The sequence below is a fragment of the Bradyrhizobium lablabi genome, from assembly GCF_001440475.1.
Lineage (GTDB): Bacteria > Pseudomonadota > Alphaproteobacteria > Rhizobiales > Xanthobacteraceae > Bradyrhizobium > Bradyrhizobium lablabi.
In genome coordinates this window covers 1-13,729 of sequence record NZ_LLYB01000031.1, presented here as the reverse complement: position 1 = coordinate 13,729, position 13,729 = coordinate 1, and the positions used below count along the sequence as shown (strand labels likewise).

Here is a 13,729-nt window from a genome sequence, read left to right as displayed (position 1 = left end):
AAAGCAACGGAGACAGTTTGCATGTCAAATAACGCGAAACGCGTGGCCTGGGTGACCGGTGGTGGCAGCGGAATCGGCGAGTCTGGGGCGGAATTTCTGGCGGCCGACGGCTGGACCGTGGTGATTTCGGGCCGCCGCAAGGAAGAACTCGAACGCGTCGTCGCCAACATCACCAAAAAGGGCGGCAAGGCCGAGGCGATCCAGCTCGATGTCAGCAATAAGGCCGATGTGAACAAGGCCGCCGACCAGATCCTGGCCAGGCACGGCCGGATCGATCTGCTGGTCAACAGCGCCGGCATCAACGTGCCGAAGCGAAGCTGGGCCGACATGGAACTGGAAGGCTGGGACAAGCTGGTCGAGGTCAATCTCAACGGGGTGCTCTACTGCATGCGCGCGGTGCTGCCGGCGATGCGGAAGCAGAAGGACGGCTGCATCATCAACGTCGCGTCCTGGGCCGGTCGCCACGTCTCGAAAATGCCGGGCCCGGCCTACACCACCACAAAACATGCGGTGCTGGCGCTGACCCATTCCTTCAACATGGACGAATGCGTCAACGGCCTGCGCGCCTGCTGCCTGTCGCCCGGCGAGGTGGCGACCCCGATCCTGAAACTGCGCCCGGTGGTGCCGTCGGAAGCGGAGCAGGCAAAGATGCTGCAGCCGGAAGATTGCGGCCGCACCATCGCCTTCGTCGCCAGCATGCCGCCGCGCGTATGTATGAACGAGATCCTGATCAGCCCGACGCATAATCGCGGATTCATCCAGACGCCGCATAATCGGGATTAATTGCGTGGGGCGGGCTGGAGGCGGCGGATTACGCCTTCGGCTCCAATCCGCCCTATGAGCTACGAACTAACGGCAGGATGCTAACCGTGCAATGGATGCGCTTTCTGTTTTCATTTGAAGGGCGGATCGGTCGTCGCGCTTACTGGTTACGCTTTTTCTTGCCGTTACTCTTCGTTGAAGTCGCGGTGATAGCGATAGTTCCGCCATTGCATTTTAATGTAGCCATCGTTCTATTGCTGCTAGCGTCGTTGTGGCCAAGTATCGCGGTTGGAGCAAAGCGCTGCCACGATCGCAATCGATCAGGCTGGTTCCAGCTCGTAATCCTTGTTCCGGCAGTCGGATGGTTGTGGTTGATGGTTGAACTCTGCTTGCTGCCAGGGACGAGCGGACCAAATGAGTTCGGTTGAACTCGTGGGCCGGATTACACCTTCCGCATTCGCTCGTTGAGCTACGGCGGACGATGTCGGCTCAATCCGCCCTGCGAGCTTGGCTCATCCATCCAATGTGCTCGCTGGCCGTTCATTCGCCGGCCTCGGCCTCCAGGGCGCGGACCGGCGTCCGGTGCCAGCCCTCCTCGTGCTTGCGCCAGTAGGTATCCTTGAGCCGCATTGAGATCGGCCCGGGCCGGTCGTTGCCGAGAATACGTGTGCCGATGCGCGAGGCGGGCATGACGCCGCCGGCGGTCGTCGCGAGGAAGACCTCATCCGCGTGGTCGAGCGCCGATCGGGGAATCGGTTCAACCGCGGCCTCGATGCCGAGTTCGGTGCAGAGCTCCAGCACCGATCGGCGCGTGATGCCCTCCAGGCTGCCGCGATCGGGTGTTGTCACCCTTCCGTCCTTCACGAGGAAGACGTTGAAGCCCGGCCCTTCGGTCAGGAAACCCTGTGCGTCGCACAGCACCGCCGTATCGAAATCGGCGTCGTGCGCCTCCAAAAGGCCGGAGGTCAGGTCGTTCCACTGATAGTTCTTGACCGTGGGATCGACCGAGGCGTCGGGCACGCGCGGCGTCGAGGCGATGAAGACATGGGCGCCGCGCGCCTGCACGTCCTTCGGAACGACATCGATCCAGGGCAGCGCATAGGCGATCAGGTGGTTTTCGCAATCGGCCGGCCGGCGCGAGCCCGCCACGCGCGGCCGTCCGCGCGAGGCCACCATCGCGACATAGGCGTCGACGAGGCCGGTCAGTGCCACGCAGCGATGCAGGATCGCCTCGATCGCGGCGCGGTCTTCCGGCGGCCGGATCCGGCGCTTCGCCATCGAGCGCTCGAAACGATCGAGATGGTCGGCAAGCCGGAAGAAGCCGCCTCTGAACACATGCACGACGTCGTAGACCACGTCGGACCGCGTAAAACCCCAATCGGTGACGGGCAACGTCGCATCGGCGATCGGGACGAAGCGTCCCCTGACATAGGCGGCACCCTCGGCGAAGATCGAGTTCTTCATGCGTCATCTCCCAGCTATCGCAAGGGCTCCAGCCATACCAAGGCGTTGCGAACGGCCACAGTAATGCCGGTTATTGATAACCGTACAACTCCACATCATTGCAGCGCTCCAAAGCCAGCTCGGAAATGCCCGGCTCACCCTTGAGCCGCGTCGATTGTGCCTCTATACAAGCAATCTCGCGCGACTGGCGATCGTAGATGGAGCACCATCGGGAAGCGCGAGGAATTGAGCCGCGCGCCTGGGCAATCGGATAATCCGATCCACCTTCTCATGAAGGAGCAGCCCAATGCTGACGACCATCCAGATCGCCGGATTGCAGACCTTCGGGTATCATGGCCTGTTCGAGGAAGAACGCAGTCTCGGCCAGAAGTTCACCTTCGACATCGACGCGACGTTGAGCCCGGCTCCGACGCACCGGGACGACAGGTTGGATGCATCGATCCGCTACGATGCCGTGGTGGACGCAACGGTGAGACTCGCCAGCGGGATGAAATATCAAACGCTGGAAGCGCTAGGCGAAGCCGTTGCGATCGGCCTGCTGCGACGCTTCGTGTTGATCGACACCATCACCGTTGGCGTGTCCAAGTTCAGCCCCCCAACCCCGCATACGCTCAGCAAAGTCGGAATCGCGGTGCGCCTGGCTCGATCCGACCTGGCGGATCGGCCGACTGCAGAGGCGCTGGAAGCACTTGTCTAGATTGTTGCGAAAGACAGTTTCGTAGCCCGGGTGGAGCGGAGCGTAACCCGGGACCAGCCTATCCGGTGGTGAGACCGTTCCCGGATTGCGCTGCGCTCCATCCGGGCTACGGCTCGGGCGCCGCACGGCCCGCGCCCCCAAAAGTTTCAGCCATCACGATAATTTATTCGCCGAAACCGGCCGAAAAACCTCCCGTAGCTCGGCTCAACGACGACGAACACAACCGGTCCACCGACCAGCGTCGTTGTTTTCATCACCGGCGGATGACCCGCCGGCCATCGCAATCCTCGGGAGAAGATTCCATGTCCAAACGTATTGCACTCTTGTCCGCCGCCGTGTTCAGCGCGCTGGCCTTCACCGCCACCATCACTGCGCCCGCCAGCGCTGAAGAAAAGACCGTAATGGTCGGCGGTGCTGCGATGTTCCCCTCCAAGAACATCATTCAGAACGCCGTCAACTCGAAGGACCACACCACGCTGGTCGCCGCGGTGAAGGCTGCCGGTCTGGTCGAGACGCTGGAAGGCAAGGGCCCGTTCACGGTGTTCGCGCCGACCAACACCGCCTTCGGCAAGCTGCCGGCCGGCACCGTCGAGACGCTGGTGAAGCCTGAGAACAAGGCGACCCTGACCAAGATCCTCACCTACCATGTCGTGCCCGGCAAGCTCGCCGCCGCCGACCTGAAGGACGGCATGAAGCTGAAGACCGCCGAAGGCGAACAGCTGTCGGTCAAGCTCCAGGACGGCAAGGTCTGGATCGTCGATGCCAAGGGCGGAACCTCGCAGGTCACGATCTCGAACGTCAACCAGTCGAACGGCGTGATCCATGTGGTCGATACCGTGCTGATGCCGGCGTCCTAAAACTCCCCGCGCGCACCTGACTGGTCCCAACAGGGGCGCGTGGATTGGGCGAGCCGGGGCAACCCGGCTCGCTTTTTTGTGAATTCGATACGCGCCATGCATCGATCTGATAGCGTCATGGCAGTAACGGAAAGCCGGTTCCCGGCGTATAAACCGATATCGAACCAGAAGCGGGGAAGAGCCATGTCGGCCGTCACAGTCAGCGACGAGCAAGCGACCTCAACCAAGGCCAAGGTCATCCAGCCGGCCTGGGTGCGGGCCCTGCACTGGACCAACGCCTTCGCGATGGTCCTGATGATCATGTCGGGATGGCAGATCTACAATGCCTCACCGCTGTTCGGCTTTACCTTCTCCTCGAGCATCACGCTCGGCGGCTGGCTCGGCGGCGCGCTGCTTTGGCATTTCGCCGCGATGTGGCTGTTGATGGTCAACGGCCTGATCTATCTGGTCATGGGCCTTGTCACCGGCCGCTTCCGCAAGAAGCTGCTGCCCATCACGCCGGAGGGCGTGATCTCGGACACCAAGGCGGCGCTGACCGGCAAGCTGTCGCATGCGGATCTCACCAAATACAATCAGGTGCAGAAGCTGCTTTATGCGGGCGTCATCATCGTCGGCATCCTCATCGTGCTGTCGGGTCTGGCGATCTGGAAGCCGGTCCAGTTTCAATATCTCACGGCGCTGTTCGGTGGTTATGACGCCGCGCGCTACGTCCACTTCTTCTGCATGGCGGCGATTGTCGCCTTCATGGTGGTTCATGTCGTGCTCGCGCTTCTGGTGCCGAAGAGCCTGCGCGCCATGATCATCGGCCGCTAATTCAAGGGAGCTAGACCATGGGCCGCATGCGCAAACTCCTGATCCCCGGCGTCGACAAGACGCTTCTGGTTCGGGACGCCATCAAGACGATGCCGGATCTCACGCGCCGGCGCTTCATCTCAGGCGGCGCCAGCCTCGGCGCGCTGACGCTGCTCACGGGCTGCGACGTGACCGACAGCTTTTCGGCCGAGGAGATGCTGAAGCAGGTCTCGAAGTTCAATGACGGCGTGCAGGCGCTGATCTTCAACCCCAATGCCATGGCGCCGACATTTCCGGAAAGCGCAATCACAAAGCCGTTCCCGTTCAACGGCTATTACGACGTCGACGACGCGCCTGAAATTGACGGCAAGAGCTGGAAGCTCGAAGTGCGCGGCCTTGTCGACAACAAGAAGTCCTGGGCGCTGGACGAGCTTTATCAATTGCCGCAGGTCAAGCAGGTCACGCGCCATATCTGCGTCGAGGGCTGGAGCGCGATCGGAAGCTGGACCGGCGTCCCCTTGCGCGATTTCCTGAAACTGATCGGCGCCGATACGCGCGCGAAATATGTCTGGTTCCAGTGCGCCGACAGGGACGGCTACAACTCGCCGCTGGACATGCCGTCCGCGCTGCATGCGCAGACCCAGATGAGCTTCAAGTTCGCCGACGAGATCCTGCCGCGTGCCTATGGCTTCCCGATGAGGATCCGGGTGCCGACCAAACTCGGCTTCAAGAGCCCGAAATACGTGATCTCGATGGAAGTCACCAACGACTACAAGGGCGGCTTCTGGGAAGACCAGGGGTACAATTCGTTCAGCGGAAGCTAGCTCGCGTCATTTCACTAAGCGATGCTGACTGAATTTCGGAATGCAGCCACCGCTGTGCATGCCCGTTTCGTGTTGCCTTTCAGCCTACGGATACGCCTGCCTTTGCCCGGCTTATTCCGAGCGCCAGAATGCGATGCAGCAGGTCCGGGTAGTCCAGGCGGTCATGCTTGGCCGCGGTAGCGAACTCCTGGCTCTTTGCGATTTCGGGATTGGGGTTCGCTTCAATGAAATACGGTGTGCCGTCGGCCGCGAGGCGAAAGTCGATGCGCGCGTATCCATCGAGGCCCAGCGTTCGGTAGATGCGTTTTGCTATTCGCTGAATACGCGCCTGTAACTCCGGCCCAAGATTCTTGGCCGGCCCATCTTCAATTCCGACCCGCTCCTGATAATCGGGATCGTGTTTGACCTTCTCGGTGGCTATGTGCCGTGCGCCCTGGCCGCCCATGCTGCCGAATTTCAATTCCCAAACCGGCAGGACTCGCAACCTGTTATTGCCGAGCACGCCGACATAGAGCTCACGTCCCTCGATATATTGCTCGGCGATGGCGGCAGTTCCGACCCGCTCGTGAATGAAGGCGACGCGCTCCGCGAGCTTCTCGTCCGTATCGACGATCGACGCTTGCGAGATACCGAACGATCCATCCTCGTTCAGGCTCTTGACGATCAGCGGCAGCGCAAGACGCGCCGGCCGTTTGACCTTGCGGCGCATCGGAAACACGGCGAAGGCCGGCACCGCGATCCGGCGATGGTGCACCAGCGTCTTGGACAGATCCTTGCCGCGCGCCAGGATCAGGCCACGCGGATTGCACCCGGTATATGGGATCTGCATCAGCTCGAGAAAGCTTGGAATGTGCTGGTCATAGACCGGCTCATGGTGAAACTGCTCGAGCAGGTTGAACACCACATGCGGCTTGAAGCCTTCGATCTCGTCGCGCACCGGCTTGATTTCCTCCTGCACGCCGAGTGGGTGAACTTCATGGCCGGCTGCACGCAAGGTGCTCACGACGTCGAATTCTGTTTTCCATTCATTGATTTGCCGCGCCGTGTATCCCTCGGTGGAGTCCGGGGGAACGAAGTCCGGATGCATCAGCACCAGAATGCGCAGGCGTCTCATAGCGCGATCCATTTGCGCCGCGACGGACCGAACAGCGCGTGCATGGTCTTGGCGGTCAGCAATATGCTGAAATTGATCACCAGCTTCTGTTTGGAGCCGGCGGCACGCAGATCGAGCTCGCGGCAGCGGGAGATCATGTCGTCAAGCACCGCATCAAGCGTAAGCTGGTTCTCGCCCGTCCACCGCGCAACCAGCTGCCTGATTTGAGCGCGGTGCCGCCTGATGAAGAGCGAAGCCGGTTGCTCCCGGCGATGCCGTGGATCGGCGGAGAAGAGCCGGGAGAGATCGCGGTCGTAAGTCTTCGGTGGCTTGAATTCGTAGAATGCCTGCTTTTTCTTGTAGTGGTCGCCAAGCGTCTGACTGAGCTCATGCAGCGGATCGACACGCTCCCGCGTCGTGACGGGCGGTCGCTTTCCGGCGATTTCGCCCATCAATTCGTCGACATATTCGAGCTTCTTCAGTGCCGGCCAGCCGGCATAGCGCGTCCGCCAGTTCGAGCGCGGTCGCAGCCACACCGCGAAGGTTTCGGCAAAATCTTCGTCCGGATGGCTCTGCGCATACCAGAGCCGAAGGTGCTGGACATAACTCCGGCTGGCCGGATTGGGCCGGTAGTAACGCGGGTAGTGCTTCGAGGACGGGCCGAACAGCTGCTGCCAGCGTCGGCGACGTTGCAGCTGGTAGGCGTGCTGTATGGCATGGCCTGCCTCGTGACGGAGAATGGCCATGCACTCGGACCAGGTGCCACCCTCGACGTCGAGCATCATTTTCTTCTCGATCTTCATCAGGCGGGGATGGGTGAGATAGAATGGGATGGCAATACCGGGCACATCTGCCGGGCTAAACCACTCGCTCGATACCCATGCGTGCGGCCGCAGCCGGATGTCCCGCGCTCCGAGTTCTTCATAGAGAGCGTTGAGACAATCTTCGAGCCAGGTGCCTTCGACTGTAACCCTCAGACGGCTGAGGCGTTGCTTGAGCAACTGCTCATCCGACAGCTTCTCCCAGGTATATTTCCGCCGTGGCATAGGCATCCAGAAGTCATAAAACCCGATGCCTGGATGTTGTCACAGGATGCCGCCGGCAACAACCGCCGAGCCCTCGCGGCCTGCCCTTGCGGCGCCGCGAACGGCTACGCGGCCGCCATGTCCATGCGACGGCAGAAGCAGGACGCCTTGATCGGAATCTCTGCGCGCGCCTGCGCCAGGTCTAGGCGCTGCCTGATCAGCGCCGACTCGCCCCTTTCTCCGCGACGGACCAGGCATTCGTGCAGCCCGTGCAGCGACCACAAATTGTCGGGATGCTGGCAGGCGCGGCTCAGCTTGCCGTCAAGCCCGAGGTCGGAGCGGTACACCGCTTCGGCTTCCTCGATCCGTCCCTGCTCGAGGAGAAGGGCCCCCAGGGCATGGCGGGTCGGCTGCATCCATCCCCACGGCTCGTCATAGGGCAGGTCATCGCTGAGCTCGACCGACCTGCGCAGATGCGCGAAGGCTACGTCATGGTTGCCCTTTCGATACTCCAATTCGCCATTCAGCATCGCTTCGGCGACGCCGAGGAGATCGACGATCTTGTTGTTATGGACGCGGCGGCTCTCGGGCACGCGGGACTTCGCCGCCATGAACAAGCCTTTCTCCGTTTCGGCCTCGGCGACATTGCCCAGCGCCGAATGCGCGACCGCCTTGGCGTAGTGGAGCATGGCGACGTTCGAGCAGTAGAGGTCGCGATCCGCCGGCAATTCCTGCGCGATGATCTCGCGCCATTTGCCAAAGCGCACGAGCACGTGCTGCTTCATCGTCAGATAGCCTTCGAGAAAATCCGCCATCGGCGGCGACTCAATTCTCAGCACCGCCTCGGGAATCGTGGCGATCAGTTCCTCGGCCGCGGCGATGGCGGGCGTGTACTGGCCGAGGAACATGGCGCCGTAGATCGCAAAGTGGAAGTTGTGAATGACGTAGACGAGGTAGACGCCCGGATCCGCCGAATAGGCGAGGAACCTGCGGTCGGTCGCCAGCGCTTTCTGATTATAGACAAGGACGTCCTTGTAGTGCCCGCACAGCACGTCGAGATGCGTCGGCATGTGGATGAGGTGGCCGGAATCCGGAACGATCTCGCGCAGCCGGTCGCCGGCCCGCAACGCGGCTTGCGGAATCGGCGACATCTCCATCAGGTGGACGTAGAGATGAAGCAAACCCGGGTGATCCCACGTAGCGGGAATCCGCTCGAGCGCGTATTCCAGCACCGCCCTGCATTCCTCGGTGCCCGCTCCCGCCGGCTTGCCGGAGGGCAGGTCCCACATCTGCCACGGCGTCTCGTTCATCAGCGACTCGGCAAACACCGCCCGGACGTCGAGATCGTCGGGAAAAGCATCGAAGATCTTGCGCATCTCGCGGGTGTAAGCCTTGTCCCAGGGCGCCATATCGTCGATCGCCTCGCGTTGGGGATAGCGCGCGGGAAGGGCCTGGATCATGGCCTGCTCGACCGCAGACGCCTTGCCGGCATGCGCAAGGGCTGCCTGCATGGCTTCGTAAGACGCCGACAGCGCCATCTGCCGTCCCAGCGGATCATAGCGAACCCAGGGCAGGTTGTAGTTGGGACCCGAGGCATAGCTGATGCCCCAATGCGCCATCGCACATTCGGGATCATGGCTCAGCGCCTTCTGAAAACACTTGATCGCTTCGGCGTGGTTGAACCCGAACAGCCAGTTGAGGCCGCGGTCGAACCAAAGCTGGGCGTCAGGCGATGAGGTGGTGATTTTGCGGCTGTATGGCCCGAGATCGAAATAGGTCACGTCCCCCTTCGTCTCCATGATCGCTTCTCCGTTTCTGTGTCACCGGGCGCCTCGGAGTGTGCCGCGCAGGCACTTTATCACAAGGCGACGCCGCCCGACCCCGCAAACTGCCGCAGACGATTGGCCCGAGCGTCGGGCTGATGCCGAATGAAACCGTCATCGCCGCAATCGCGCGCGGCCAATGACCGTTGTGGGTCGTGTGCGGACTCCCGCATCGCAGCATGCTATCTTTTGATCGCCAATTCGCGTGCGGTGGGAGTGGCTCGGGGTTGTCAACCCAAGCGCCTCGGCGGGCTTTGAGGCTGACGACGAGCCTGAAACGCGTCGGGTGTTCGGCCGGGATATCGTGGGAGCTTGAAAGCAACTGGACTTAATCGATCCCGTCGTCGGTGCGGGTGAGCCCTGACCTGGAGAAGCAGCCATGACCAAGACATTCATCGGTTTTACCGTAGCGCTATCCGTTCTGTGGGCGTCCAACGCCGTCGCTCAGACCGCTGAGCCGCAGCCTGCGGCGAAAATCGTGGTCGATGCGCCTTTGCCGGAGCCGCTGAGCCGCGGAGTCGTGTTCATCCAGTACCGCACCGAAAATCTGCAGATCGTTCCGGTATTCGGCGCGAAGGCCCTCGATGTGTCGCCCCGCATCGGGCATCTCCATGTGGCGGTTGATGGCGCGTCGTGGGTCTGGGCCGAAACCGGCGGCGGGCCTATCATTGTCGCGGGTCTTCCTGAAGGACCGCACAAGGTCGAGATTACTCCCGTCAACGCAAACCATCAGCCGTTGGATCGAACCGTCGTCGTCGAATTCGTGATCCCCGGAAAGGCGAAGAAATAGGGGCCTTGTCCTACGTTTTCCGTGCCACCTTCCTCTGAAACGCCGACAGCACCGCACCCAACGCCAGCATCGCGGCGGAAACGTTCAGCGCAAACGATAGGCTACCCACCGCGTCTGTGATCGCGCCGACCACGATCGGGCCCAGCGTCTGGCCGATGCCGAATGAAATGGTCAGCGCCGCGATCGCGGTCGGCCAGGCCTGCGGCGGATAGTTGAAGCGGACGAAAGCGGTGGTGGAGCCGACCACCGCGAAGAAGGCGACGCCGAACACCAGCGCCGATATCGCGAGCAGCCACACCGACTGTCCGAAGATCGGCAGCGCGGCGCCGATGGCGTTGACGCCGAGAATGATTGTCGTGGCGAGGCCGCCGCGGTCGAGCGCGAGCACGCGGCGCCAAACCCACGGCGTCACGAAGGCGCTGGCGCCGATCAGGCTCCAGAACGCGCTCTGCGCCGCAGCGCCGCCGCCGGCATCTCGGACATAGGCGATCATGAAGGTCATGTAGGCGATGTAGCCCGCGCCGAACAGGAAGTAGCCGGCAAGATAGATCACGACCGGCGCAATCGCGAATTTGGCGGTTGCTGTTGTGGTCGGCGTCGCGCCGTCATGAAGCGGCGCCAGCAACACGGGGATGGTCATGACGGCAGCGAGCGCTGTCATCGCCCACCAGACGATCCACCACGACCCCGGCCCAAACCCTTGCAGCACAAACGGCGCGACCAGCCCGGACGCAACGATGCCGATCCCGGGTCCGGCATAGAACAGGCTGAGCAGAAAATTCGCCCGCTCGGGCCGTGACTGCGCGATGGTCGCGGCCAGCGTGCCGCCGCCGACGAATCCGGCCGCGGCGCCGACGCCCGCCAGCAGCCGCGCGAAACTCAGAACGTAGAAATTGCCCGTGATGGCGCACAGCGCCAGCGACAAGACGCAGGCCAGCGTGCCCCACCGCACCGAAGCGACCAGGCCAAAGCGCCGGATCATGCGCGAGGCGAGCAGCGCGCCCGCGAGATAGCCGGCCGCATTGACCGTGTTCATGAAGCCGGCCGCGGAATAGGACCAGAGCAGCGTATCGCGCATATCAGGCAGCACCAGCGCGTAGGCGAAGCGCCCGATGCCGAGGCCTGCGGTCGGCGCCAGCGACAGGATGAGGATCAGCCGCGCAGGATGCGCGTAAAGCTGGGGTCGGTCAGGGGCGTGCAAAAAACTACTCCGGCAGACGGCATTTTGGCAGGCAAGGCGGGAGTTGCACAGGTGCGCTGTCCGCAACGGTGTCTTGCCAATCCCGCAACGGCATCAGCCGATCAACACCAGCGCGACGCCGAGCACGGTCAGCGCGGTGCCCGCCACGATGCGTGCGGTGATTTCGATGTGCTTCAGCGCGACGGCGCTTAAGCCCACCGTGACCAGCGGATAGATCGCGGCCAGTGGCGCCACCAGCGTGATCGGGCCGTTGCGGACCGCGGCGAACAGCGTGAGTGCGCTCAGCCCGTTGCTGATTCCGGTCATGGCAAACCAGAAGAGGCCTGCGCGCGGCGCCTGCACGACAAAGCTGCCGGTACGAGCACGCTGCACCGTCAGCACTGCCAGCGAGGACATGACGTAGCCGACCAGGCAGGCCCAGAGCGGGCTGGGCCAGACCGCAAGCCCGAGCTTGACGACCGGTGGCACGATGCCGCGGATCAGCGCGCTGCACAGCGGCAACAGCAGCGCCCAGCTCCGCCAATGGCCGAGATCGCGCGGACGGGTCACGGTAATGATCGCAGCGCCGGCGACGGCAACGATGAGGCCGAGCAGTTGCGGCGGATGCAGCGGCTCGTGCAGCAGGATCACCGCCGCAGCCACCGCAAACAGCGGCGCGAGGTTGCCGAGTGTCGAGGTAATGACGGGCCCGAGCGCCCGGTTCGAGGCGAAGGTCAGGAGCGTCAGCGAGGCCGGAAAAAACAGGCCGATCGCCATGAAAATCGGCAGGCCGCCCCAGACTACCGGCTCGCCCTGCAGGATCAGCGGCGACAGCACCAGGAACAGCAGGGTGAAGGAGGGAACGCTGACCGCGGCCCCCGAGAGCGGATCGACGGTCCGCAGGCCCAATTGCGCCAGGACGACCCCGGCGCCGAGGAAGCCCGCCGAGGCAAAAGCGTAGATAATGGCTGCGGTCATGAGGTCCGTCTTGGTGCCTTCTTGAGGGGGCTTGCGGGCTGCTCGTTCCCTGCCTCTTTGGCCTGTCTGCGATGCCTTGCCAATCCGCTTCCGGCGTTTTAGCACTCCGCCCGGATTTCACATTTTTCCGTCATGCCCGGCCTTGTGCCGGGCATCCACGTCTTTTCTGCCGGTTGCAAACAAGACGTGGATGGCCGGGACAGGCCCGCCATGACGAATTGGACGAGGAAACGACCATGGCGACCCATAAACTGCTGCTTCTCCCCGGCGACGGTATCGGCCCCGAAGTGATGGGCGAGGTGCAGCGCCTGATCGACTGGATCAATGCGCAAGGCATCGCGAAATTCGAGACCGAGCAGGGGCTGGTCGGCGGCTCCGCCTATGACGCGCACAAGGTGTCGATCTCGGAAGGCGATATGGACAAGGCCAAGGCCGCCGACGCCATCATTTTCGGCGCGGTCGGCGGTCCGAAGTGGGACAGCGTTCCCTACGAGGTGCGGCCGGAGGCCGGCCTGTTGCGGCTGCGCAAGGATCTCGGCCTGTTCGCCAATCTGCGCCCCGCCGTGTGCTACCCGGCGCTGGCGGAGGCTTCCAGCCTGAAGCGCGAGGCGGTCGAAGGCCTCGACATCATGATCGTGCGCGAACTGACCGGCGGCGTCTATTTCGGCGAGCCGAAGACGATCACCGATCTCGGCAACGGCCAGAAGCGCGCCATCGATACCCAGGTCTACGACACCTATGAGATCGAGCGCATCGGCCGCGTCGCCTTCGACCTGGCCCGCAAGCGCCGCAACAAGGTGACCTCGATGGAAAAGCGCAACGTCATGAAGTCGGGCGTGCTCTGGAACGAGGTGATGACGCAAGTTCACGCGCGCGAATACAAGGACGTCACGCTGGAGCACCAGCTCGCCGATTCCGGCGGCATGATGCTGGTGAAGGCGCCGAAGCAGTTCGACGTTATCGTGACCGATAATCTGTTCGGCGACATGCTGTCCGATATCGCGGCGATGCTCACGGGATCGCTCGGCATGCTGCCCTCGGCTTCCCTCGGCGAGATCGATGCCAAGACCAAAAAGCGCCGCTCGCTGTTCGAGCCGGTGCACGGCTCCGCGCCCGACATCGCCGGCAAGGGTCTCGCGAATCCGATCGCGATGATCTCCTCGTTCGGAATGGCGCTGCGCTATTCCTTCGACATGGGCGCGCTGGCCGACAAGGTCGATGCGGCGATCGCCGCGGTGCTCGCGAGCGGACTTCGTACCGCTGACATCAAGTCGGAAGGTACGACGGCGGCTTCGACCACGCAGATGGGCGAAGCGATTTTGAAGGAGTTGCAGAAGCTGCACGCCTGAGGGCCGGGAATCGTAGGGTTGGGCAAAGCGAAGCGTGCCCACCAATCGGCTTCAAATGCAGAACATGGTGGGCACGGCGCGTAGCGCCTTTGCCC

14 protein-coding genes and 1 riboswitch are annotated in these 13,729 nt (G+C 62.8%); of the genes, 8 read left to right on the top strand and 6 right to left on the bottom strand.

Annotated features, from left to right (window positions below):
- The first annotated feature begins 21 nt into the window (after positions 1–21).
- The gene (locus tag CQ14_RS00960) at positions 22–783 is read left to right on the top strand and encodes an SDR family oxidoreductase (RefSeq protein WP_057856087.1); all 762 of its coding nucleotides are present in this window, start codon (positions 22–24) and stop codon (positions 781–783) included.
- Positions 784–860: 77 nt separating this feature from the next.
- Entirely contained in the window at positions 861–1,190 is a 330-nt protein-coding gene (locus tag CQ14_RS47980; RefSeq protein ID WP_430650117.1) for a DUF805 domain-containing protein, read from the top strand.
- Between the two features lie 112 nt (positions 1,191–1,302).
- Here the strand turns inward: CQ14_RS47980 and CQ14_RS00955 are convergent, their stop codons facing one another.
- The gene (locus tag CQ14_RS00955; protein WP_057856086.1) at positions 1,303–2,226 is read right to left on the bottom strand and encodes an aminotransferase class IV; all 924 of its coding nucleotides are present in this window, start codon (positions 2,224–2,226) and stop codon (positions 1,303–1,305) included.
- Between the two features lie 170 nt (positions 2,227–2,396).
- Positions 2,397–2,477, top strand: a riboswitch (ZMP/ZTP riboswitch).
- A gap of 35 nt (positions 2,478–2,512) precedes the next feature.
- Here CQ14_RS00955 and folB point away from each other — a divergent pair.
- The 4 genes from folB (at position 2,513) to CQ14_RS00935 (ending at position 5,396) form a co-directional block, all read left to right on the top strand.
- Positions 2,513–2,923 (top strand): dihydroneopterin aldolase, encoded by a 411-nt coding sequence (folB, locus tag CQ14_RS00950; protein WP_057856085.1) that lies wholly within the window; start codon positions 2,513–2,515, stop codon positions 2,921–2,923.
- 302 nt (positions 2,924–3,225) lie between these two features.
- The gene (locus CQ14_RS00945; RefSeq protein ID WP_057837776.1) at positions 3,226–3,780 is read left to right on the top strand and encodes a fasciclin domain-containing protein; all 555 of its coding nucleotides are present in this window, start codon (positions 3,226–3,228) and stop codon (positions 3,778–3,780) included.
- Positions 3,781–3,963: 183 nt separating this feature from the next.
- On the top strand, positions 3,964–4,593 hold the full coding sequence (locus CQ14_RS00940; protein ID WP_057856084.1) for a cytochrome b/b6 domain-containing protein: 630 nt from the start codon (positions 3,964–3,966) through the stop codon (positions 4,591–4,593).
- 17 nt (positions 4,594–4,610) lie between these two features.
- Positions 4,611–5,396, top strand: coding sequence for a molybdopterin-dependent oxidoreductase (locus tag CQ14_RS00935; protein WP_057856083.1), 786 nt, complete (start codon positions 4,611–4,613; stop codon positions 5,394–5,396).
- A gap of 79 nt (positions 5,397–5,475) precedes the next feature.
- Here CQ14_RS00935 and CQ14_RS00930 read toward each other — a convergent pair whose 3' ends face one another.
- The 3 genes from CQ14_RS00930 to CQ14_RS00920 all read right to left on the bottom strand — a co-directional run bounded on the left by CQ14_RS00930 (position 5,476) and on the right by CQ14_RS00920 (position 9,313).
- A complete protein-coding gene (locus CQ14_RS00930) occupies positions 5,476–6,510 on the bottom strand; it encodes a D-alanine--D-alanine ligase family protein (RefSeq protein WP_057856082.1) in 1,035 nt (344 codons plus the stop codon).
- Positions 6,507–7,541, bottom strand: coding sequence for a putative zinc-binding metallopeptidase (locus tag CQ14_RS00925; RefSeq protein WP_245320092.1), 1,035 nt, complete (start codon positions 7,539–7,541; stop codon positions 6,507–6,509). The genes CQ14_RS00930 and CQ14_RS00925 overlap by 4 nt, the downstream gene beginning before the upstream one ends.
- 98 nt (positions 7,542–7,639) lie before the next feature.
- A complete protein-coding gene (locus tag CQ14_RS00920) occupies positions 7,640–9,313 on the bottom strand; it encodes a tetratricopeptide repeat protein (protein WP_057856080.1) in 1,674 nt (557 codons plus the stop codon).
- A 403-nt stretch (positions 9,314–9,716) separates the two neighbouring features.
- On the opposite strand from CQ14_RS00920, the gene CQ14_RS00915 reads away from it, so the two are divergent.
- On the top strand, positions 9,717–10,127 hold the full coding sequence (locus CQ14_RS00915) for a DUF6130 family protein (RefSeq protein ID WP_057856079.1): 411 nt from the start codon (positions 9,717–9,719) through the stop codon (positions 10,125–10,127).
- Positions 10,128–10,137: 10 nt separating this feature from the next.
- On the opposite strand, the gene CQ14_RS00910 is transcribed toward CQ14_RS00915, so the two are convergent.
- Together CQ14_RS00910 and CQ14_RS00905 are read right to left on the bottom strand one after the other, a co-directional pair.
- Positions 10,138–11,328, bottom strand: a complete 1,191-nt coding sequence (locus tag CQ14_RS00910; protein ID WP_057856078.1) for a YbfB/YjiJ family MFS transporter — start codon at positions 11,326–11,328, stop codon at positions 10,138–10,140.
- Positions 11,329–11,421: 93 nt separating this feature from the next.
- A complete protein-coding gene (locus tag CQ14_RS00905; RefSeq protein ID WP_057856077.1) occupies positions 11,422–12,285 on the bottom strand; it encodes a DMT family transporter in 864 nt (287 codons plus the stop codon).
- 236 nt (positions 12,286–12,521) lie between these two features.
- Here CQ14_RS00905 and leuB point away from each other — a divergent pair, with 236 nt between their 5' ends.
- Positions 12,522–13,634, top strand: coding sequence for a 3-isopropylmalate dehydrogenase (gene leuB, locus CQ14_RS00900; protein WP_057856076.1), 1,113 nt, complete (start codon positions 12,522–12,524; stop codon positions 13,632–13,634).
- The last annotated feature ends 95 nt before the right edge of the window (positions 13,635–13,729 follow it).